This is a genomic window from Streptomyces sp. NPDC001889, assembly GCF_053594535.1.
This window is the reverse complement of sequence record NZ_JBSFER010000005.1, coordinates 133506-155883: the sequence shown is the minus strand read 5'-3', so window position 1 is coordinate 155883 and position 22378 is coordinate 133506. Positions and strand designations below refer to the sequence as shown.

Annotated in this window: 16 protein-coding genes; 6 read left to right on the top strand and 10 right to left on the bottom strand. The window is 72.8% G+C overall.

The window, feature by feature from the left end; all coding sequences use genetic code 11:
* Nucleotides 1-486 precede the first annotated feature (486 nt).
* The 5 genes from ACWCRA_RS07315 to ACWCRA_RS07295 form a co-directional block, all read right to left on the bottom strand.
* The gene (locus tag ACWCRA_RS07315; protein WP_351550111.1) at nucleotides 487-1329 is read right to left on the bottom strand and encodes a carbohydrate ABC transporter permease; all 843 of its coding nucleotides are present in this window, start codon (nucleotides 1327-1329) and stop codon (nucleotides 487-489) included.
* On the bottom strand, nucleotides 1329-2219 hold the full coding sequence (locus ACWCRA_RS07310) for a carbohydrate ABC transporter permease (protein WP_351550108.1): 891 nt from the start codon (nucleotides 2217-2219) through the stop codon (nucleotides 1329-1331). Before ACWCRA_RS07310 ends, ACWCRA_RS07315 begins: the two co-directional genes overlap by 1 nt.
* Entirely contained in the window at nucleotides 2216-3568 is a 1353-nt protein-coding gene (locus ACWCRA_RS07305; RefSeq protein ID WP_351550105.1) for an extracellular solute-binding protein, read from the bottom strand. The genes ACWCRA_RS07310 and ACWCRA_RS07305 overlap by 4 nt, the downstream gene beginning before the upstream one ends.
* Nucleotides 3569-3756: 188 nt before the next feature.
* Nucleotides 3757-4479, bottom strand: coding sequence for a response regulator (locus ACWCRA_RS07300; protein ID WP_351550102.1), 723 nt, complete (start codon nucleotides 4477-4479; stop codon nucleotides 3757-3759).
* Nucleotides 4476-6107, bottom strand: a complete 1632-nt coding sequence (locus ACWCRA_RS07295) for a sensor histidine kinase (RefSeq protein ID WP_351550099.1) — start codon at nucleotides 6105-6107, stop codon at nucleotides 4476-4478. Before ACWCRA_RS07295 ends, ACWCRA_RS07300 begins: the two co-directional genes overlap by 4 nt.
* A gap of 133 nt (nucleotides 6108-6240) precedes the next feature.
* Here ACWCRA_RS07295 and ACWCRA_RS07290 point away from each other — a divergent pair, with 133 nt between their 5' ends.
* The 6 genes from ACWCRA_RS07290 to ACWCRA_RS07265 all read left to right on the top strand — a co-directional run bounded on the left by ACWCRA_RS07290 (nucleotide 6241) and on the right by ACWCRA_RS07265 (nucleotide 12738).
* Entirely contained in the window at nucleotides 6241-7629 is a 1389-nt protein-coding gene (locus ACWCRA_RS07290) for a cation:dicarboxylate symporter family transporter (RefSeq protein WP_351550096.1), read from the top strand.
* Between the two features lie 272 nt (nucleotides 7630-7901).
* Nucleotides 7902-8354 (top strand): MarR family transcriptional regulator, encoded by a 453-nt coding sequence (locus ACWCRA_RS07285; RefSeq protein ID WP_451067005.1) that lies wholly within the window; start codon nucleotides 7902-7904, stop codon nucleotides 8352-8354.
* 248 nt (nucleotides 8355-8602) lie between these two features.
* Entirely contained in the window at nucleotides 8603-8995 is a 393-nt protein-coding gene (locus ACWCRA_RS07280) for a MerR family transcriptional regulator (RefSeq protein ID WP_351550091.1), read from the top strand.
* A 3-nt stretch (nucleotides 8996-8998) separates the two neighbouring features.
* The gene (gene trxA / locus ACWCRA_RS07275; protein ID WP_351550089.1) at nucleotides 8999-9337 is read left to right on the top strand and encodes a thioredoxin; all 339 of its coding nucleotides are present in this window, start codon (nucleotides 8999-9001) and stop codon (nucleotides 9335-9337) included.
* A gap of 441 nt (nucleotides 9338-9778) precedes the next feature.
* Nucleotides 9779-10168 (top strand): DUF4259 domain-containing protein, encoded by a 390-nt coding sequence (locus ACWCRA_RS07270; protein ID WP_451067004.1) that lies wholly within the window; start codon nucleotides 9779-9781, stop codon nucleotides 10166-10168.
* A gap of 281 nt (nucleotides 10169-10449) precedes the next feature.
* Complete coding sequence (locus tag ACWCRA_RS07265) at nucleotides 10450-12738, top strand: HelD family protein (RefSeq protein WP_451067043.1); 2289 nt, start codon at nucleotides 10450-10452, stop codon at nucleotides 12736-12738.
* A 28-nt stretch (nucleotides 12739-12766) separates the two neighbouring features.
* On the opposite strand, the gene glgB is transcribed toward ACWCRA_RS07265, so the two are convergent.
* The 5 genes from glgB to ACWCRA_RS07240 all read right to left on the bottom strand — a co-directional run bounded on the left by glgB (nucleotide 12767) and on the right by ACWCRA_RS07240 (nucleotide 22234).
* Nucleotides 12767-15130 carry a 1,4-alpha-glucan branching enzyme gene (gene glgB, locus ACWCRA_RS07260; protein WP_451067003.1) on the bottom strand — a complete coding sequence of 788 codons (2364 nt, stop codon included), beginning with the start codon at nucleotides 15128-15130 and terminating at the stop codon, nucleotides 12767-12769.
* A gap of 136 nt (nucleotides 15131-15266) precedes the next feature.
* Complete coding sequence (locus ACWCRA_RS07255) at nucleotides 15267-16676, bottom strand: maltokinase N-terminal cap-like domain-containing protein (RefSeq protein WP_351550084.1); 1410 nt, start codon at nucleotides 16674-16676, stop codon at nucleotides 15267-15269.
* A 218-nt stretch (nucleotides 16677-16894) separates the two neighbouring features.
* Nucleotides 16895-18601, bottom strand: coding sequence for a maltose alpha-D-glucosyltransferase (gene treS, locus ACWCRA_RS07250; protein ID WP_351550082.1), 1707 nt, complete (start codon nucleotides 18599-18601; stop codon nucleotides 16895-16897).
* Nucleotides 18598-20586 (bottom strand): alpha-1,4-glucan--maltose-1-phosphate maltosyltransferase, encoded by a 1989-nt coding sequence (locus tag ACWCRA_RS07245; RefSeq protein ID WP_451067002.1) that lies wholly within the window; start codon nucleotides 20584-20586, stop codon nucleotides 18598-18600. Before ACWCRA_RS07245 ends, treS begins: the two co-directional genes overlap by 4 nt.
* 718 nt (nucleotides 20587-21304) lie before the next feature.
* Nucleotides 21305-22234 carry an SDR family oxidoreductase gene (locus ACWCRA_RS07240; protein ID WP_351548683.1) on the bottom strand — a complete coding sequence of 310 codons (930 nt, stop codon included), beginning with the start codon at nucleotides 22232-22234 and terminating at the stop codon, nucleotides 21305-21307.
* Nucleotides 22235-22378: the final 144 nt, after the last annotated feature.

The following is a 22378-nucleotide window of genomic DNA, read 5'->3' as shown; positions in this document are numbered from 1 at the left end:
CTACAGGTGCCCCGAGCAAACCCAGCCTGTCCGGCGATTGAGGACGGACCCTGTGCGACAGGTGGCCCGAGCAAACCCAGCCTGTCCGGCGATTGAGGACGGACCCTGTGCGACAGGTGGCCCGAGCAAACCCAGCCTGTCCGGCGGTTGAGGACGGCCCCCGCGCTACAGGTGGCCCGAGCAAACCCAGCCTGTCCGGCGGTTGAGGACGGACCCTGTGCGACAGGTGGCCCGAGCAAACCCAGCCTGTCCGGCGATTGAGGACGGACCCTGGTCCACAGGTGGCCGCATGCTGCGGGTCGCGGTCGGGGGCCAGCCCCCGAACCCCCGCGCGTCAATCGCCGGCGGGGCTGGGGTGGCGTGCCTCAAGCGCCGGAGGGGCTGGGGTGGGGCGTCTCAAGCGCCGGAGGGGCTGGGCTCGCTCAGCTTGCCGGAGGGGCTGGGGTGGGCGGCGGGCAGGAATTCGAACGGGCCGGGGCACCCGGACTACCCCTTGACCGCCCCGCCCAGCGCGAACCCTGCCCCCAGGCGGCGGGCGATCAGCAGGTACAGCAGCAGCACCGGGGTTGAGTACAGCATCGAGAACGCCGCCAGCTGCCCGTACACCACCGTCCCGTAATTCCCGAAGAACGTGAAGATCGACACCGACGCGGGCAGCCGGTCCGGAGTCAGGATCAGCATGAACGGAACAAAGAAGTTCCCCCACAGCTGGATAAAGGTGTAGATCGTCACCACCCCCACCCCCGGCCCCATCAGCGGCAGCACCACCCGCACCAGCGCCTGCCTCCCCGACGCCCCGTCCGTCCACGCCGCCTCCTCCAGCGCCACCGGGACCGAGTCCATGAAGTTCTTCATCAGCCAGATGGAGAAGGGGAGCTGGGAGGCGGCCAGGAAGAGCCCCGTCCCGTACATCGTGTCGATCAGGTTCACCTGGACGAAGAGCCCGTAGACCGGGACCATCACGGCCGTCACCGGCAGACAGGTCGTGAAGAGGATCGTCAGCAGATAGGCCCGCCCCCACCGCCCGCCGTGCCGCGACAGCGGATACGCGGCGAGCGCGGCGCACCCCACCGTCAGCGCCGTCGCCCCGCCGCACAGCAGCAGACTGTTCAGCATCGGGGTGAAGGTGATCTCCTCCGTGAGCACCGCTCCGAAGTTCTCCCCGCCGACCGACGACGGCAGCCGGACCCGCATGTCCGCCGCCGGGTCCACCGACGCCAGCACCAGCCACACCAGCGGGACGGCGAACGCGCAGGCGGTCAGCAGCAGGGCGGCGTCCGCCGCCCGCCGTGCCCGGCGGGCCCGGGCCGGGCCGGCTCCGGGGCGCATCAGACCTCCGCCCGCAGCAGCCGCAGATACACCGCCGAGAACACCGCGCCCACCAGCAGAAGCAGCAGCGCCACCGCCGTCCCGTACCCGATCAGGCTCTTCAGGAAGGCCTGGTCGTACATGAACACCGGCAGCGTCCGGCTGCGGTTCCCGGGGCCGCCCCGGGTCATCGCCCAGATCAGCCCGAAGACCGAGAGCGTGGAGAGCGTGTTCAGCATCAGATTCGTGCCGATCGAGCGGCGGATCATCGGCAGGGTGATGTGCCACAGCCGGCGCACCCCGCTCGCCCCGTCCACCTCGGCCGCCTCCACCACCTCACGCGGGATGTCCGAGAGCGCGGCCGAGTAGATCAGCATCGAGAAGGCCGTGCCGCGCCACACATTGGCGAGGGAGACCGCCAGGATCGGCAGGGTGTACAGCCAGTTCTGCGCGGGGAGATGGAGCCACTCCAGCAGCGCGTTCAGCGTTCCCTCGCGGCGGAAGAAGACATAGAGCAGAAACGCCGCGACGATCTCCGGCAGCACCCAGGCCGTGACCACCAGCGCCCCGGTGACCGTGCGCACCGGACGGGACGCCGAGCGCATCAGCGCCGCCAGCGCGAGACCCAGGGTGTTCTGCCCGACGACGGCGGAGACAAAGGTGAAGACCAGCGTCAGCCACACGGCGTCGCGGAACCCGTCGTCCGCGAAGGCCCGGCGGAAGTTGTCGAACCCGACGAACTCCGCCCCCGACGAGCCCGTCAGCTGCATATCGGTGAAGGCGATCCAGACGCAGTACCCGATCGGCCCGGCCAGGAAGAGCAGCAGCAGGACGGTGGCGGGCGTCACCGGCGCCCACCGCCGCAGCGCGGCGCGGACCGGCGCCGCCCCGGGTGCCCCGGTGGCGCTCACCCGGTCGTGACCGCGCCGTCGGCGATCGTCCTCAGTTCGTCGTCGTACGCCCGGGCCGCCTCGGCCGCCGAGGCGTCGCCCGTCGTCACCTTCTCCAACGCCTCCCCGATCGCCGACGACACCCGCGGGTAGACGGGCAGCGCCGGCCGGTAGTGGGTGTACCGGACCAGTCCGGTGAAGAAGCCGACGCCCGGCATGGAGGAGAGATACGCCGGGTCGGCCGCGACATCCCTCCGGACCGCGATCTGCGCGCCGACCACGCACCAGCGGGTCGCGTTCCGTCTGCTCTGGAGCGTGCGGATGAACCGCCAGGCCAGATCGGCGTTGCTCGCCCTCCGCGGGATCGACCAGGCCCAGCCGCCGGACATCGAGACCTTCCCGGGTGCCTGCCCGCGCTGCGTCGGCATCGCCGCCCGGCCCAGCTCCTCGCTCCAGCCGGGCCACTTCCTCGCACCCGACGCGATCCAGTGCTGGCCCATCCACGAGCCGTCGAGCGCGATCGCCAGCTTCCCCTCCGGGAGCCACTCGGTGGCGACCCGTGTGCCCACGTTCGGGTCGAGGGCGTCGGAGACCTCGGGGCCCAGCTTCTCCGCGTACACCGTCCGGACGAAGTCGAGGGCGTCCCTGAAGCCCCGGCCGCCGGCGACCCACTTGCCGTCGTGGTGGAGCGGATCGGCCCCGGTCCCGTACAGCAGCATCTCGAAGCCCTGCATCACCGCCGCCTCGCCCGGGCCCTTGCCGGTGTAGACATTGAGCGGGATGACGCCCGGGACCCTCTCCTTGACGGTACGGGCGGCCTCCAGCAGCTCCGCCCAGCTCCGGGGCTGCCAGTCGGCGGGCAGACCGGCCCTGGCGAAGATCGCCTTGTTGAACCAGAGCCCCCGGGTGTCGGTGCCGTCCGGGACGCCGTAGGTCTTTCCGTCGCCGCCCCCGGCCGCCGCCTTCGCGCCGTCCTCGAACTGCGCCCACTCCTTCCAGTTCGAGAGATAGCCGTCCAGCGGTCTCAAATACCCGGCCTCGATATCGGAGTTGACGCGGAAGGTGTCCTCGTACACCAGATCCGGCGCGGTTTTCGCGGAGCGCATCATCTGCTGCGCCTTGGTGCCGTAGTCGCTGTCCGGGGCCTGCACCGGAATGAGTTCAACCCTCTTTCCCGGGTTGGCCTTCTCGAACTCCTCCCGGACCGTGTCGAGATGGCGGTCCATGAAACGGTTCTTGTTGTCGGTGGAGCGCTTGTAGACCACTTTCACGGTGTCGGGATCGCGGTCCGATCCGCTGCCGCAGGCGGTGAGCGCCGATCCCGAGACGGTGAGCGCGATGACGAGGGCCAGTGGGGCGGTGGGGCGCACAGGCACGACCTCCTCTGAGCCGGGCTCCGGGCCGCGGGGCCTCGGAGGGCTGCCGTGCGACCGTAGGTCCGGCCCGCTGAGGGGGTCAATCCCCGTGCAGGGAGGTCGTCAGTGCGTCGGCCGCCCGTCCGGGCGCGGGCTCCCGTCCGCGCCCGGCGGGTGGTTCGGCGCGTGGCCCGGCGGGTGGTTCAGCGAGTGGCGGGAATCCATCGGTACTGGAGCTCCGGCCGGCCGATCTGGCCGTACTGCGGACTGCGCGCCGCCCGGCCCTCGCCCACCAGGTGCTCCAGATAACGGCGGGCGGTGATCCGGGAGATCCCCACCGCCGTGCCCGCCTCCGCCGCCGTCAGACCCCCCGGCGCGTCCCGCAGCGTACGGGTGACGGACTCCAGCGTGGGACTGCTCAGCCCCTTCGGCAGCGCGCCCCCCTGCGGTGCCCGCAGCGCCCCCAGCGCCCGGTCCACCTCGTCCTGCCCGCTGGCCTCCCCGGCCGCCGCGCGGAACTCCGCGTACCGCGCGAGACGGTCCCGCAGGGTCGCGAAGGTGAACGGCTTCAGGACGTACTGCACCACCCCCAGCGACACGCCCTCGCGCACGATCGCCAGATCGCGGGCGGAGGTGACGGCGATGACATCGGCGTGGTGGCCGGCCGCGCGCAGCGACCGCACGAGATGGAGCCCGTGCCCGTCCGGGAGATAGAGATCGAGCAGCAGCAGATCGACCCGGGTCCGCTCCAGCACCCGTACCGCCTCCGAGCGCGAGTGGGCCACGCCCGCCACCCGGAAGCCGGTGACCCGGCCGACGTAGAGCGCGTGGGCGTCGGCGGCCACCGGATCGTCCTCCACCACCAGGACCCGGATCGCCTCGGGGTCCTCGCCGCCGGGGCCGGCCGGCGGACGGGGCGCGCTCACGCGGACACCTCCGCGCGCAGCGGCAGCCGTACGCTGAACCGCGCGCCGCCGTCCGGACCCCGGTCCAGCTCCACCGCGCCCCCGCTCCGGTGCACCGCCTGCCGCACCAGCGCGAGGCCGAGGCCCCGGCCGGCGCCGTGGGTGGACCAGCCCCGGCGGAACACCTCGTCCACGCGCGCCGGGTCGACGCCCGCGCCCGTGTCGTACACCTGGATCAGCAGCCCGTCCTCGTCGGCGCGGGCGGTGACGGTGACCCTGGCCCTCGGCGCGGCCGCCGCTCCGTCACCGGGCCCGGGGCGCGGCTCCTGGCAGGCCGCCGCGTCCACCGCGTTGTCGATCAGATTGCCGAGGATCGTCACCAGGTCCCGGGCGGGCAGCGAGGCCGGGAGCACCCCGTCGTCGATCCGGCTGTCCGGGGCGAGCACCAGCTCCACCCCCCGCTCGTTGGCCTGCGCCGCCTTGCCCAGCAGCAGCGCCGCCAGCACCGGTTCGCCGACCGCACCCACCACCCGGTCGGTCAGCACCTGCGCCAGCTCCAGCTCCGCCGTCGCGAACTCGACGGCCTCCGGGACCCGGCCCAGCTCGATCAGCGACACCACCGTGTGCAGCCGGTTCGCCGCCTCGTGGGCCTGGGAGCGGAGCGCCTGGCTGAATCCGCGCTCGGAGTCCAGCTCCCCGGAGAGCGCCTGGAGTTCGGTGTGGTCGCGCAGGGTCGCGACCGTGCCGCGCTGCTCGCCGCCGACCACCGGGCTGGTGTTGACGACGATGACCCGGTCGGCGGTGAGATGGACCTCGTCCACCCGGGGTTCGGAGGCCAGCAGCGCGCCGGTGAGCGGGGCGGGCAGCCCCAGTTGGTCCACCGGGCGGCCGACCGCGTCCGGGCCCAGGCCCAGCAGCTCCCGCGCGCCGTCGTTGACCAGGGCGATCCTGCGCCGGCCGTCGAGCATCAGCAGCCCTTCGCGGACCGCGTGCAGCGCGGCCTCGTGGTAGTCGTGCATCCGGCTCAGCTCGGACGCGTTCATGCCGTGGGTGTGCCGCCGCAGCCGTGCGTTGATCACATAGGTGCCGAGTCCGCCGAGCGCCAGCGCCCCGCCCGCGACCACGAGCAGCGCCGCCACCTGCTCGCGCACCTGCTCGGTGATCTTCTGGATGGTGATCCCGGCGCTGACCAGGGCGACGATGCGCCCGCCGTCGCCGTACACCGGTACCACCGTACGGATGGAGGGGCCGAGCACACCCGGATGCCGTTCGCTGTGGATCTCGCCGTTCAGGGCCTGTTCGGTGTGGCCGAGATAGGTGCGCCCGATCTCCCCGGGTTCGGGGTGGGTCCAGCGGGTGCCGTCCGGGGCCATGACCACGATGAAGTTGACGCCCGCGTCGCGGCGCAGCCCCTCCGCGTACGGCTGGAGCGCCTCGGTGGGGCGGGGGGAGCCGGCGGCGGCGATGACCGAGGGGGAGTGGGCGACGGCGGTCGCCGCGGCCCTGGACTGGAGCCGCGCGGTCTCCTCGGCCTGGGTGCGGTCGGTGAGGTAGGTGAAGAGGGCACAGACCGCCACGATCGCGGCGACCAGGACAACCTGCATCGCGAAGAGCTGTCCCGCGAGGCTGCGGGGGCGGGGTATGCGCATGGCCTAAGTCTGCCTGCCGGATTTCGTATGAACGAAACGCACGTAAGCGTGACCGGGGTCACAGGGTGATGGATAGTCGCGGAAATCCATATGGGACATGGACCGGCTTTCTTTTGTATGAGGAGGGACCCCCGTGGCTGCTGTTGCAGGCAGAAGGGACCGTACGCACTATCTGTACATCGCCGTTATCGCGGCGGTGGTGCTGGGCATCACCGTGGGCTTCGTGGCACCGGGAGTCGCCGTCGAGCTGAAGCCGATCGGCGCGGGGTTCGTCAACCTCATCAAAATGATGATCTCGCCGGTGATCTTCTGCACGATCGTGCTGGGGATCGGGTCGGTCCGCAAGGCGGCCAAGGTCGGCGCGGTCGGCGGTCTCGCGCTGGGGTACTTCCTGGTGATGTCGACCGTGGCGCTGGCGATCGGTCTGCTGGTCGGCAACTTCGTGGAGCCGGGCTCCGGGCTCCAGATCACCGAGGCCGCGAAGGCGGCGGGCGACAAGGCCGCCGAGGGCGCGGGCGGCGAGTCCACCGCCGACTTCCTGCTGGGGATCATCCCCACGACGATGGTCTCCGCCTTCACCGAGGGCGAGGTGCTCCAGACGCTGCTGGTGGCGCTGATGGCCGGGTTCGCGCTCCAGGCGATGGGGGCGGCGGGTGAGCCGGTGCTGCGCGGGATCGGGCACATCCAGCGGCTGGTCTTCCGCATCCTGGCGATGATCATGTGGGCCGCTCCGGTGGGCGCCTTCGGCGCCATCGCCGCCGTGGTCGGCGAGACCGGGATGGACGCGCTGAAGTCGCTCGCGGTGATCATGATCGGCTTCTATGTGACCTGCGCGCTCTTCGTGTTCGTGGTGCTGGGCGCGCTGCTGAAGCTGGTCTCCGGGGTGAATCTGCTCGCCCTGATGAAGTACCTGGGCCGGGAGTTCCTGCTCATCGTCTCCACCTCGTCGTCGGAGTCGGCGCTGCCGAGGCTGATCGCGAAGATGGAGCACATGGGCGTCAGCAAGCCCGTGGTCGGCATCACCGTGCCGACGGGCTACTCCTTCAACCTCGACGGCACGGCGATCTATCTGACGATGGCCTCGCTCTTCATCGCCAACGCGATGGGCGACCCGCTGAGCGCCTCCGAGCAGATCTCGCTGCTGATCTTCATGGTCATCGCGTCGAAGGGCGCGGCGGGCGTCACGGGCGCCGGGCTCGCGACCCTCGCGGGCGGCCTCCAGTCGCACCGGCCGGAACTGGTCGACGGGGTCGGGCTGATCGTCGGCATCGACCGCTTCATGAGCGAGGCGCGGGCGCTGACCAACTTCGCGGGCAACGCGGTGGCGACGGTGCTGGTCGGCACCTGGACGAAGGAGATCGACAAGGAGCGGGTCCGCGAGGTGCTGGCCGGGCGGATTCCGTTCGACGAGGAGACCCTGCTGGACGACGGGCACGGCGGGCCGGTGGAGTCCGCCGCGCCCGGGGCGGCGGAGCCCGCTCCCGGCCCGGAGAAGAAGAAGGTCGTGACCACCAAGGTCTGATCCGGGCCCGGCCCGCTCCCCGGGACGCCCGCGTCCACCCTCCGCTTCCCCCCACGGCGGAGGGTGGGCGCGGGCTTTCGCGGTGCGGCCGGCGCGGGGTCTCGCGCGGTGCGCGGGGGCGGGCGGAGGCTCCCCGAGGGTCCCGGAGGCTCCCCGGGGGTCCCGGGGGCGGGCGGGCCTTCGCGTTCCCGGGGCCGGGGGCGGGTGCCGGGTGCGGGGTGCGGGTGCGACCACTTGACCTCAACCTTGGTCGAGCTTCTACGGTCGTTCCCATGAAGACCTACACAGAGCGGCAGTTGGCCGCCCAGCCCGTCGGCTACTGGACCGGGGAGGCGTACCGCACGATCGTCGCCCGCATCCGCGCCGGACTCGCCGAGGAGCGGCTCACCCAGCCCCACTGGTGGATTCTCAACCATGTCTCGGGCCGCCCGGGCCACTGGCGGCGCGCTCCCCTCGCCGCCTGGCTGGTCACCTTCGACGACCAGGACACCGACTTCCCCGCCGTCCTCGACGACCTGGTGGCGCGCGGCTGGCTCACCGAGGCGGAGAGCGGCGAGCTGGCCCTCACGGACCAGGGGGAGGCGGGCCGGGCCCGCGCCCGGGAGCGGACGGCGGCGACGACCCGGCTGATCCACCAGGGCATCGACACCGCGGAGTACGTCGCCGCGCTCCAGGTGCTGCGCCGGATGATCGACAACCTGGGCGGCCGGAGCGACCTCCCCTGACCCCGCCGCACGGGGGCCGGCCCCGGGACACGGCCGCGTCAGCCGGGCACGACCCGTGGGTCGCGCGTGCCGGGGGCCGCCGGACACAGCGCGGTCACAGGGCATCAGGAGGGTGACCGGCCGGGCCATCGGGCGGGGTCACGCGCAGGACGACCGGGCGAGCGCCCACGAGGCGATCGTCCGTCCCCGGCCTCCCCCGTGCCCGTCCGTTTGCCCTGCCGCCGACGTCAAGGTCTACGGTCGCCTCCATGCGAATCGGCGAGCTGGCGCGGCGGGCCGGCACCACCACCCGCACCCTGCGCTACTACGAGTCACGCGGGCTGCTGCCCGCGCGGCGCGCGGCGAACGGATACCGCGCCTACGACGAGAGCGATCTGCGGCTGCTCCAGCAGATCAGGACCCTTCAGGACTTCGGGTTCGACCTGGAGGAGACCCGCCCGTTCGTGGAGTGCCTGCGCGCGGGCCACCCGTCGGGCGACTCCTGCCCCGCCTCGCTCGCCGTCTACCGGGCCAAGCTCGGCGAACTGGACACGCTCATCGAGCAGCTCCGGTCCGTCCGTGACCAGCTCGGTTCGCAGCTCGCCCGGGCCGAGTCGGAGCTGACCGCCGGCCCGGAACCACGATGCGCATTCGGAGGATGACGGATGATCAGAGCAGAAGGCGTCGCCATGGTGACGGACGCTGACTTCGCCGCGGAGGTACTGAAGGCCGACCACCCGGTCCTGGTCGAATTCACCGCCGCCTGGTGCGGCCCCTGCCACCAACTGGCCCCGGTCCTGAGCGCGGTGGCGAAGGAGGAGGCCGCCCGCCTCAAGGTGGTCCAGATCGACGTGGACCGGAACCCGGAGACGAGCGTGCGGTACGGAGTCCTCTCCACGCCGACCCTGATGGTCTTCCGCGCCGGCGAACCCGTCCACTCCCTGGTGGGCGCCCGCCCGAAGGCCCGGCTGCTGCGCGAACTGGACGCGGTGCTGACCGCCTGACCGGGTCGCGATGCCCATCGCCTCCGCCAGGAGGCGCAGCTGGACGGCGTTCGCGCTCGGAGCCGAGCGCGAACGCCGTCCTCCACACGGGGAGCGGTGCCGAAGCCGGAACCTTCGAGGTCCGCTTCACGCCCACCGGGCGCCACATCCTGACCGCGGTCGCCGGCACCGGAGCGTCGGCCGGAGTGCCGCGCGTCCAGTGCCCCGACGGGGAGAACACGCGCGGACGGGGACCGGGCATGGTGAGTGCCCTCGCCGACCGGGTCGAGATTCGCGGCGGCGCCGACGGCACGGTCACCGCGCGGCTGACCCGGGTGCTGGTTCAACCCGGGGGTGGCGATGGGCCGGCGGGGTCCCCGGACCCGGCGGACCCGGCGGTGTCAGTGCCCGTTGGTAGAAAGGAGGCACCGGCACGGCGCACCCACCAGCAGGAGGAACCCCATGGGCACCTGGGGCAGTGGCAATTTCGACAGTGACACGGCCGCCGATCATCTCTCCGGGCTCACCGGGGGGCTGATCGCCGAGATCACGGAGTTCATGGCGGGTGACCCCGTCGAGCTGGAGGCCGATGAGTACGGGGGGACGGTCGTGCCCTGCAATCTGGAGCTGCTGGGGCTGATCGCGCGGCAGGGGTATGTCGGGGCGCTGTTGCCGGAGGCCGGTGTGGTGGAGGAGTGGCGGGAGCGGTACATGCGGGCCTGGGAGGGGAGCATCGACGATCTGGAGCCCGTGGCGGGGCACAAGGAGGCCCGGCGGGAGCGGTTGACGCAGGTGTTCGACACGGTGGCGCGGGCGGCGCGGGAGCGGGACGAGGCGGTGGCGGCGGGGTAGCGCGAAGGGCGCGGTGCACGCCGACCTGAGGGACGGCCCCGGCTGCTCCACCGGCACAGCCCCGGCCCCGGAGCCGCCGGCCCGCCTCCGGATTCCGGGGCGGGCCACCCGGCCCTCACCCCCGGCCTCCGAATCCGGGCATAAAAATAACCCCACCGAATGGACGGATGGGGGTGCGCACTGGGTATATTGGGTGTTTCCATGTTCAGATTTTCTCTGGGCATGGACGTACTCACTGGTGAGACCATAACGCGTCTGGAGCTGAATTGTCAAGCGTGGAATTGCGGAACGAACAGCAATTCGTCTCCCTCCTCTATGAGCGCCTCGACGCCCTCCGGGAGCGGGCCGAGCAGAGCGTGCGCACCACCGTCCGGCAGACCGGCACGGGCCACCAGGCCCGCGTCGAACGCGATGTCGGCGTCGCCGAGCGCTCCGCCCATCTCGCCGCGCTCAACGCCGTCGACAGCGGCCTCTGCTTCGGCCGCCTCGACCTGCGCGACGGCGTCCGCCACCACATCGGCCGCATCGGCATCCGCGCGGACGACCCCGAGCGCACCCCGCTGCTCATCGACTGGCGCGCCCCCGTCGCCCGCCCCTTCTACCTCGCCACCGGCCATGAACCCATGGGGCTGAGCCGGCGCCGCCACATCACCACCGAGGGGCGCACCGTCACCGCGCTCCACGACGAACTGCTCGACCTCCGCGACGACTCCCGCACCGGACACGAGGACCCCGGCGGCGACGCCGTCCTCCTCGCCGCGCTCGGCGCCGCCCGCACCGGCCGGATGGCCGACATCGTCCGCACGATCCAGGCCGAGCAGGACCGCGTCATCCGCGCCCCGCGCCACGGCGTCCTGGTGGTCGAGGGCGGCCCCGGCACCGGCAAGACCGCCGTCGCCCTGCACCGCGCCGCCTATCTCCTCTACGCCCACCGCGAGCAGCTCGCCCGCCGCGCCGTCCTCATCGTCGGGCCCAACCCCGCCTTCCTCGGCTACATCGGCGAAGTGCTGCCCGCCCTCGGCGAGACCGGCGTGCTCCTCGCCACCCTGGCCGAGCTCTTCCCCGGCGTACGGGCCACCGGCACCGACACCCCCGCCGCCGCCGAGGTCAAGGGCCGCGCCGCCATGGCCGGCGCGCTCGCCGCCGCCGTACGGGGCCGCCAGACCCTCCCCGAGTCCTTCCCCGATGTCGACTTCGAGGACGAGGGCACGGTCCCCGAGGCCGCCCTGGAGATCGACCACGAGCAGTACGGCGGCCTCCTGCTGTACCGGGAGATGGCGTACGAGGCCCGCGACCGGGCCCGCGCCACCGGGCTGCCGCACAATCTCGCCCGGCCCGCCTTCGCGTTCCGGATCATCGACGCCCTCACCGCGCAGCTCGCCGACCGGCTGGGCGCCGACCCCTACGGCGGGCCCAATCTGCTCGGCCCCGACGACCTCGCCCAGCTCGGCAAGGAGATCGCCACCAGCTCCGCCGTCCACGCCGCCATCGAGGAACTCTGGCCGGCCCTCACCCCCGAGGAACTGGTCACCGGCTTTCTCGCGGAGCCGGAGCGGCAGCTCCCGGAGGCCGAGGCCGCCCTGATCCGCCGCTCCGGCGGCGACTGGACCCCCGCCGATGTGCCGCTGCTCGACGAGGCCGCCGAACTCCTCGGCCACGACGACACCGCCGAGCGCGCCGCCGCCGAGGCCGCGCGCCAGGAGCGGATCGCCTACGCGCAGGGCGTGCTCGACCTCTCCGAGGGCTCCAAGACCTATGAGTTCGAGGACCAGGAGTCCGAGCTGCTCTCGGCGCACGACATCATCGACGCCGAGCGGATGGCCGAGCGCCACGACGAGAGCGATGAGCGCAGCGCCGCCGAGCGCGCGGCGGCCGACCGCACCTGGGCCTTCGGGCACATCATCGTCGACGAGGCCCAGGAGCTGTCCGCGATGGCCTGGCGGCTGCTGATGCGCCGCTGCCCGACCCGCTCCATGACCCTGGTCGGCGACCCCGCCCAGACCGGAGACCCGGCCGGCCTCGGCTCCTGGGAGAAGATCCTCCAGCCGTATGTGGGCGACCGCTGGCAGCACACCCGGCTCGGGGTCAACTACCGCACACCCGCCGAGATCATGGAGCTGGCGGCGGCCGTCCGCCGGGAGGGCCACCCGGGCTTCGAGCCGCCGCGCTCCGTCCGCTCCACCGGAGCCGTCCCCCGCACGGTGCGGGCGAAGGACCGGGAGACCCTCGGTGACGCGGTCCTCGCCGCCGTGGCCGGGGAGACCGCCGCGGCCGGGGAGGCCGCGGGCCCCGGAGAGGGCGGCGGCCGGCTCGCGGTCATCGCCCCGCGCGAACTCCACGGCCTGCTCCGCCCCCTCCAGGGCCCCGTCGACCTCACCCGCCCCGTGGTGCTGCTCGACCCCCGGCAGGCCAAGGGCCTCGAATTCGACACCGTGATCGTCGTCGAGCCCGCGCTCCTCGGCACCAGCGATCTCTATGTCGCGCTCACCCGGGCCACCCAGCGCCTCGGCATCGTCCACACCGGTGAGCTGCCCCGGGCGCTCACCCCGGCCCCCGCCGCGGAGCGGTGAACGGCCGGGCGCCCGGCGCGCCCCGCGCTCACACCGGCCGCAGCCAGAGGGTCGCCAGCGGCGGCAGCGCGAGCCGCAGCGAGGAGCCCCGGCCGTGCGCCGGGACCGGCTCGGCCTTCAGGGGATCGGCGTTGCCCACCCCGCCGCCCCCGTACCGGACCTCGTCCGTGTTGAGCAGCTCCGCCCAGCACTCCACGTGCTCCGGCACCCCGATCCGGTACTCGTGCCGCACCACCGGCGAGAAGTTGCTCACCGACAGCAGCGGCCCGCCCGAGGCGTCGAACCGGAGGAACGCGAAGACATTGTCGTCGGCGGCGTCCCCGTCCACCCAGGAGAACCCCTCCGGGGCGCCGTCGCGCTGCCAGAGCGCCGGGGTCCGTCCGTACACCGCGTTCAACTCGGTGACCAGCAGCCGCACACCCCGGTGGTCCGGCTCGGCCGCGTAGGACGGGTCGAGCAGCCACCAGTCGGGGCCATGGCTCTCCGACCACTCCGCGCCCTGCGCGAATTCCTGCCCCATGAAAAGGAGCTGTTTGCCGGGGTGGGACCACATCATGCCGAGATACGCCCGGTGGTTGGCGCGCTGCTGCCACCAGTCGCCGGGCATCTTGCTCACCAGCGAACGCTTTCCGTGCACCACCTCGTCGTGCGAGATCGGCAGGATGTAGTTCTCGCTGTACGCGTACACCATCGAGAAGGTCATCTCGTGGTGGTGGAACTTGCGGTGCACCGGCTCGTGCGCGGCATAGCCCAGCGAGTCGTGCATCCACCCCATGTTCCACTTCAGCCCGAAGCCCAGCCCGCCGAAGCCCCCGGGGCCCACATGGTGGGTGGCGCGGGTGACCCCGTCCCAGGCGGTGGACTCCTCCGCGATGGTCACCACCCCCGGGCAGCGCCGGTAGACGGTGGCGTTCATCTCCTGGAGGAAGGCCACCGCGTCCAGGTTCTCCCGGCCGCCGTGCTCATTGGGCGTCCACTGGCCGTGCTCGCGCGAGTAGTCGAGGTAGAGCATCGAGGCGACCGCGTCCACCCGCAGCCCGTCGACATGGAACTCCTCGCACCAGTAGACCGCGTTGGCCACCAGGAAGTTCCGCACCTCCGTGCGGCCGTAGTCGAACTCCAGCGTGCCCCAGTCCGGGTGGGCCGCCCGGGACGGATCGGCCGGCTCGTACAGCGGGCGCCCGTCGAACTCGGCCAGCGCCCAGTCGTCGCGCGGGAAGTGCGCGGGCACCCAGTCCACGATCACCCCGATGCCCGCCCGGTGCAGCGCGTCGACCAGGTACCGGAAGTCGTCCGGGGTGCCCAGCCGGGAGGTGGGCGCGTAGAAGCCGGTGACCTGGTAGCCCCAGGAGCCGCCGAACGGATGCTCGGCCACCGGCATCAGCTCCACATGGGTGAAGCCGAGGTCCCGTACGTAGTCCGGGAGCTGACGGGCGAGCTGGCGGTAGGTGAGCCCGGGCCGCCAGGAGGCCAGATGCACCTCGTAGACCGAGAAGGGCGACTCGTGCACCGGGCGGTCGCCCCGGTGCGCCATCCACTCCTCGTCCCGCCACACATGGTGGGACTCGGTCACCACCGACGCCGTCGCGGGCGGCACCTCGGTCCGGCGGGCCATCGGGTCGGCGCGCAGGGTGAGCGAGCCGTCCGGGCGCATGATCTGGAACTTGTACAGCGCCCCCTCGCCGACCCCCGGCAGGAACAGCTCCCACACCCCCGACGAGCCCAGCGAGCGCATCGGGCACCCGGTGCCGTCCCAGTGGGTGAAGTCCCCGGTGACCCGCACGCCGCGCGCGTTCGGCGCCCAGACGGTGAACCGGGTCCCGGTGACCCGCTGATGGGTCATCGGCCGTGCGCCCAGCGCCCGCCACAGCTCCTCGTGCCGGCCCTCGCCGATCAGATGCAGGTCGAGTTCGCCGAGCGCGGGCGGGAAGCGGTACGGATCGTGCGCCTCGGTCTCCCACCGGCCCCCGCCGCCGTCGCCGTCGTCGTACGCCACGAGCAGCCGGTACTCCGGCGCGGCGGCGGAGAGCGGCGGCAGCGCCAGCACCCCGGCGAAGAGCCCATCGCCCTCGCTGTGCAGCCCCCCGGCCGTCAGCCCCGGAGCGAGGACGGTCACGGCGCGGGCGAAGGGCCGCAGCACCCGCACCACCACCACCCCGCCGTCGCCGGGGTGCGCGCCGAGGACGGAGTGCGGGTCGTGGTGGCCGCCGGAGAGCAGCCGCTCCCGTTCGCCCGGGTCGAGCGGCGGCGCCGGGCGCGCGGCGGCGTGAGCCGGGCCGGGGTCCGGGGCGGGTGCGGCCCGGGGCTCGGGGGCCGCCGGGGCAGGCGCGGGAGCCGGGGCCGGGGCGGGTACGGGCGAGGAGGAGGTGCGGGACGGGGGGCGGGCGGTCACGGGGGTCGGGCCTCCTAGGCGGGCGGGGCGGGGCAGTGGGGTCGGGGCCGGGTCTCGGGGTGTGCGCCCGGGTCCCGGGTCCCGGTCCCGCTCTCGGTCTCGGGGTGCCGGAGCCAGGGTGCCGGGGGCGGGGGTGTCAGTCCCGGGGGCGGAGCAGCGCCGACGCGGCCAGCCGGTCGATCGCGGCCATCGGCACCGGCAGCCAGTCGGGGCGGTGCCGGGCCTCGTAGACGACCTCGTACACCGCCTTGTCCGTCTCGTACGCGCGCAGCAGCTCGGGCTCCTCGCGCGGGTCGGCGCCCGAGGTCTCGGCGTATCCCTCGCAGTACGCGGCCCGGCAGCGCTCCGCCCAGGCCGGGTTCCAGGGGCGGTGGGTGCGGGCCGCGTAGTCGAAGGAGCGGAGTATCCCGGCGATGTCCCGGACCGGGGGCTGCGGGCGGCGCCGCTCGGCGAGGGGGCGGGCGGGCTCGCCCTCGAAGTCGATCAGCGACCATCCGCCGCCGGCGGCCGGCGAGGTGTCGTGCAGCGCCTGGCCGAGGTGGAGATCCCCGTGCACCCGCTGGGCCCGCCGGGCGCGCCCCGTGCCGCCGAGTTCGGCGACGGCCCCGTACGCGGCCCGCAGCCGGGGCGCGTACGGCAGCAGCGCGGGCACCGCGCGGGCGGCCTCGTCGAGCCGCCGGCTCATGCCGTCGGCGAGCCGCTGGGTGTGCGGCCGGCCGAGCGCGACGGTCGGCAGCTCGGCGGCGAGCGCGGTGTGCACCTCGGCGGTGACCCGGCCGAGCGCCCGCGCCTCGTCGGTGAAGGGCGCCCCGCCGGCCAGCGCCTCCAGCGCGAGGAGCCAGCCGTCCCGGGAGTCGCGCAGATAGGGCTGGAGCACGCCGAGGGTGTACGGGCGCGGCGCGGCGGACTCGTACCAGGCGACCGGCACCGGGACCCGGGCGCACCCGGCGCGGGCCAGCGCCAGCGGCAGTTCCAGGTCGGGGTTGGGGCCCGGCTGGACGCGCCGGAAGACCTTGAGGATGTACGCGTCCCCGTACACCAGCGAGGTGTTGGACTGCTCGGTGGCCAGCGGCCGGGCGCGCAGCCCCCCGGGGACGGCCGGGCCGCCGTCGAAGCGGTCGAAGCGCAGCGGTCCGAGCGCGCCCGGGGTGCGCAGCCGCTCCAGGATCAGCTCGGCGAGCCGGGGATCGTACAGCCCCTCGTACACCGTCCGTCCGGCGAGCGGTCCGTCCGCCGGGCGGCCGATGAGGGCGGGGGCGAGCGGGGGCGGCAGGGTGCGGCGCACGCCCAGGAGGAGTTGGTAGCAGTCCCGGGCGGCCCGCCGGGCGGTGCCGGGCTGCCGGACGGCGATCAGCAGATGGAGCAGTCCGGGGCCGGCGCCGGTGCCGGAAACCGGCAGCAGTTCGGTGGCCGAGACCAGGGAGAAGCCGGTGACCGGCTGTCCCTTGCCGGCGAACCAGCGCTGGCGGGGCAGCCAGGCGTGCAGCAGCGGCGCGAGGGACGGGAGCAGACCGGTGGAGGTCCGGGTGGATGCAGCCTCCGACATGGAATCGCGTCCTTTCTCCGGGTACACATAAATTGCGCCGAATGCGCAGAGTGTTCCGGATCATGGCGTTGACTGTCCGGCGGCGCGCGGGGGTGGGGGGCGAGTGCCCGGCGCGGGGCGGTGGAAACCGCCCCGCACGGGGGTCCGTCCCGGGACCGGGGTACCAGGGGCACCGGGGGTCCCGGGGCGCACCGGGAGGGCCGCCCGCCCCTCCGGTGTCAGGCCGCCGTGGTGCTCTTCCTGAGGCGGAACCAGTAGAAGCCGTGGCCCGCCAGGGTGAGCAGATAGGGCCACTGGCCGACCGGCGGGAAGCGCACCCCGCCGATCAGCTCGACCGGGTGCCGTCCGGTGAACTGCCGCAGATCCAGCTCGGTGGGCTGGGCGAACCGCGAGAAGTTGTGGACGCACATCACCAGGTCGTCCTTGTGCTCGCGGGTGAAGGCGAGCACGGCGGGGTTGGACGAGGGCAGTTCGTTGTACGAGCCGAGCCCGAAGGCGGGGTTCTGCTTGCGGATCTCGATCATCCGCCGGGTCCAGTGCAGCAGCGAGGAGGGGCTGCTCATGGACGCCTCGACATTGGTCACCTGGTAGCCGTAGACCGGGTCCATGATGGTCGGCAGATAGAGCCGCCCGGGGTCGCAGGAGGAGAATCCCGCGTTCCGGTCGGGGGTCCACTGCATGGGGGTGCGCACCGCGTCGCGGTCGCCGAGCCAGATGTTGTCCCCCATCCCGATCTCGTCGCCGTAGTAGAGGATCGGCGAGCCGGGCAGCGACAGCAGCAGCGCGGTGAAGAGTTCGATCTGGTTGCGGTCGTTGTCCAGCAGGGGCGCGAGCCGGCGGCGGATGCCGATGTTGGCCCGCATGCGCGGATCTTTGGCGTACTCCGCGTACATGTAGTCGCGCTCCTCGTCGGTGACCATCTCCAGGGTCAGCTCGTCGTGGTTGCGCAGGAAGATGCCCCACTGGCAGTTGCGGGGGATCGCCGGGGTCTTGGCGAGGATCTCCGAGACCGGGTAGCGGGACTCGCGCCGCACGGCCATGAAGATGCGGGGCATCACCGGGAAGTGGAACGCCATGTGGCACTCGTCGCCGCCGGCCCCGAAGTCCCCGAGGTACGCGGCCACGTCCTCGGGCCACTGGTTGGCCTCGGCGAGCAGCACGGTGTCGGGGTAGTGGGCGTCGATCTCCCCGCGGACCCGTTTGAGGAAGGAGTGGGTGGCCGGGAGGTTCTCGCAGTTGGTGCCCTCCTCCTGGTAGAGGTAGGGCACCGCGTCGAGGCGGAAGCCGTCGATGCCCAGGTCGAGCCAGAACCGCAGGGCGGAGATGATCTCCTCCTGCACCGCCGGGTTCTCGTAGTTGAGATCGGGCTGGTGGGAGAAGAACCGGTGCCAGTAGTACTGCTTGCGCACCGGGTCGAAGGTCCAGTTGGAGGTCTCCGTGTCGACGAAGATGATCCGGGCGTCCTGGTACTGCTTGTCGTCGTCGGCCCAGACGTAGTAGTCGCCATAGGGGCCCTCGGGGTTGCCGCGCGACTGGAGGAACCACTCGTGCTGATCGCTCGTATGGTTCATGACAAAGTCGATGATCACGCGCATCCCGCGCTGGTGGGCGGCGTCGACGAACTCCACGAAGTCGGCGAGATCGCCGAACTCCGGCAGTACGGAGGTGTAGTCCGCCACGTCGTAACCCCCGTCCCGCAGGGGTGACTTGAAGAACGGCGGCAGCCAGAGGCAGTCCACCCCCAGCCACTGGAGGTAGTCGAGCTTGGCGGTGATGCCCTTGAGGTCTCCGACGCCGTCCCCGTTGCTGTCCTGGAAGGACCGCACGAGGACCTCGTAGAAGACCGCCCGCTTGAACCAGTCGGGATCGCGGTCCTTGGCGGGGGTGTCCTCGAACAGGTCGTGGACGGGCTCATTGACGATCATGATGTGGGTGACCCTCCGATCGGCGGGGACGGTCGCAGAACCACGATGTGCGCGGGCGTACGGCCCGGCTCCAGACGCACATACGCGGATCTGCCCCAGTGATAGGTCTCGCCGGTGAGCTCGTCGCGCACCGGGGCGGTCTCGTGCCAAGCGAGGCCGAGTCGCGGCATGTCCAACGAGACCGTCGCCTCCTGGGTGTGGTGGGGGTCGAGGTTCACGACGACGATGACCGTGTTCGAGGAGGAACGTTTCGAATACGCGATGACCGCGTCGTTGTCGGTGTGGTGGAAGTGCAGCGAGCGGAGCTGCTGGAGCGCGGGGTGCCGCCTTCTGATCCGGTTGAGGGCGGTGATCAGGGGCGCGATGGTGCGTCCGGTCCGCTCGGCGGCCTCCCAGTCGCGCGGGCGCAGCTCGTACTTCTCCGAGTGCAGATACTCCTCGCTGCCCGGCCGGGGCGCGGTGTTCTCGCACAGTTCGTAACCGGCGTACACCCCCCAGCTGGGGGACAGGGTGGCGGCCAGGACCGCGCGCGCCTCGAACGCCGGCCGGCCGCCGTGCTGGAGATAGCCGTGCAGGATGTCGGGCGTGTTCACGAAGAGGTTGGGGCGCAGGTACGCGGCGGTCTCGCCGGACAGCTCGGTGAGGTACTCCGTCAGCTCCCGCTTGCCGTTGCGCCAGGTGAAGTAGGTGTACGACTGCTGGAAGCCGACGGCGGCCAGCGTCCGCATCATGGCCGGCCGGGTGAACGCCTCCGCCAGGAAGATCACATCCGGGTCGGTGCGGGCGATGTCCGCGAGGACCTGCTCCCAGAAGACCACCGGCTTGGTGTGCGGATTGTCCACCCGGAAGATCCGCACCCCCCGGTCCATCCAGAACCGCAGCAGCCGCACCGACTCGCGCACCAGGCCCCGCATGTCCCGGTCGAAGGCGAGGGGGTAGATGTCCTGGTACTTCTTGGGCGGGTTCTCGGCGTACGCGACCGTGCCGTCGGGGCGCCGGCGGAACCACTCGGGGTGCTCGCTCACCCAGGGGTGGTCGGGGGAGCACTGGAGCGCGAAGTCGAGGGCGACCTCCATCCGCAGGGAGCGGGCGGTCGCCACGAAGTGGTCGAAGTCCTCGAAGGTGCCGAGATCCGGGTGGAGGGCGTCGTGGCCGCCGTCCGGGGAGCCGATCGCCCAGGGCACGCCGACATCGTGGGGGCCGGGGGAGAGGGAGTTGTCGGGGCCCTTGCGGAAGGTGGTGCCGATGGGGTGGACCGGCGGCAGATAGACCACGTCGAAGCCCATCGCGGCCACGGCGGGCAGCCGCCGGGCGGCGGTGCGGAAGGTGCCGGAGACGGGCGGGGCGCCCGGGGTGACCACGGCACCCTCGGAGCGCGGGAACAGCTCGTACCACGATCCGAAGAGCGCCCGGCCGCGCTCCACCAGGAGCGGCAGCGGGCGCGAGAGGGTGACCCGCTCCCGCAGCGGATGGCGGTCGAGCGCCTCGGTCGCGTCAGGGGCGAGCGCGGCGGCCAGCCGGGCGGCCGGGGGGCGGCCGGGGTCGCGCAGCGCGTCCACCACCGCGAGCACCGCCTCCCGGCCGTCGCTCTTGGGGACGCCCTCGGCCGCCCGCTCGTACAGCCCCGCGCCCTCGGCGAGGACGAGCGCGGTGTCGATGCCCGCCGGGATCTTGAGCCGGGCGGTGCGGAGCCAGCCGGCGACCGGGTCGCTCCACGCCTCGACGGCGAAGCTCCAGTGGCCCTCCGCGCCGGGGGTGATCTCCGCGCTCCAGCGGTCGGTGCCGGGGTCCCGTTCCCGCATGGGGGTCCAGGGGCCGGGCCGGCCGCTGGGGTCCCGCAGGACGACATTGGCGGCGACAGGATCGTGTCCCTCGCCGAAGACAGTGGCGCTGACCTCGAAGGTCTCGCCGACGACAGCTTTCGCCGGCCTCCTTCCGCAGTCGATTCGGGGGCGGACGTCCAGGACGGGAATGCGACCGATCATGGGCTCACCTGAGGGCTGTGCGGGCAGGGCAGGTTGAGACAAAGGTGATGCTTTGAAAGTTTTACCTGATATTTGTGACGGTTTGGTCGAAGGCTGGCGGGCTGGGGGCATGACCGCTCCTGTCCGCGTTCACTCGGGTGGGCGGATGACGGCTGGCGGTACGGGCGGAACAGCTGGCGCGACGGCGGCCGGGCGGCCGGCGGAGAGCGGGTGGCCGGCCGGGCCGGGTCGGGCCGGGTCGGGCCGGTCGGCGCGGACATCCCGGGACGCGGGTGAGGACGCGTACCGGGGGAGCCTTCCCCTGCCCTCCGGGCGGGCAATCCGGTGTATTCCTGCCTACTGGGGCGCCGCTGTGCGCACAAGAGTTGCGCCGGTACGCGAGGGCGGCGCGCGGGACCGGCACGGCACGGTGGCACAGGGCCACGGCACGGGGCGGGGCCTTATGCCGGTGGCATAGGGGTCCGGCACTCCGGGGGCGGCGGCGGGGCCGGGCGCTCGGCGGTCCGCGCCGCTGGTCCGCGCGGCCGGGCGGCGCCCGGCGGCCACGGGCGGGCCGTCCCGGTGCGGGGCCGGGCGAGGGCGTGGGCCCCGGCGCGCCGCGCGCCGGGGCCCACGCCCTCGATGACTCCTGTGCTCCCGCTCGCCGCGGTTCGCGCCCCCTACGCGCCCCAGCTCGGCTCGTCCTCGGACCGGTTCCCGGATGTGCCTCGGGCCGCGCTCATGCCAGCGCCCCCGACCACAGCTGCCACGGCTGTCGCGCCACCCACTCCTCCACCGGCGCGGGCGTCAGCGACAGCGCCGAGGCCGATACGCCGCCGTCGCCGGCCAGCAGCCCGGCGCCGGAGCCGGTGGCCAGGTACTGGAAGATCCCGGTCAGCCCGGCGGCGGACTCCGGTCCCAGGGTCCGCGCCAGCTCCCGTTCGAACACCCCGGTCCCCAGCGGTGCGTACCGCACCGGGCAGCCGAGCCCCCGGCCGACGGCGGCGGCCAGCGCCGGTCCGGTCAGCGTCCGGGCGCCGCCGATGTCGAAGCGGCGGCCGGCGGCACCGGGCGTGGTGAGCGCCGCGTGGACGGCCTCGGCGAGATCCCGGTGCGATATCCAGGCGGCCCCGGTCCCCTCGGGCAGCGGGTGGGCGAGCACCCCCTCGTCGACCAGGCCGGGCGCGGTCCAGGCGGTGAACAGGCTGTCCAGATAGACCGGCGGACGCACCACCACCAGCTCCACGCCGCTGTGCGCGAGCCCCTCGCGGAAGACCGTCTCGGCCAGCCGGCGGGTCTCGAAGGCCGCGACACCGGTGGTCTCCACGGGAATCCGGGTGCCCGTGTTGAGAACGACCCGGCGCAGCCCCGTCTCGGCCGCCGCCTTCGTCAGATGCTGGGCGTACCGCAGCACCCGCTCCGCCCGGTACACCAGCGGCAGCGCGACCGCGGCGTGCGTCATCCCGTCGAAGAGCCGCCGCACATCGCCGTACCGGCCCAGATCCCCGGTCCCGAACGAGACGCCGGGCAGCTCCGGGCGGTCCGCGGCGGGTCTGCGGCTCAGGGAGCGGACGCGGTGGCCGCGTTCGACCAGCAGACGGGCCGTGGCACCTCCCTGGAAGCCGGTCGCCCCCACGACCGCCACGCGCATCGGAATGTGATCGGACATATGTCTGAAGAGCCCTTCGATAGGGTGTGCTGGCTGCCGGATACGGCTCTTCAAGGCTTGCCCCGACGGCTTCGGCCGATCAATTAACAAACCGGGTCGGAGGTTGAAGGATCGTCCATGAACCATCACCCCCGTTGGCATCCC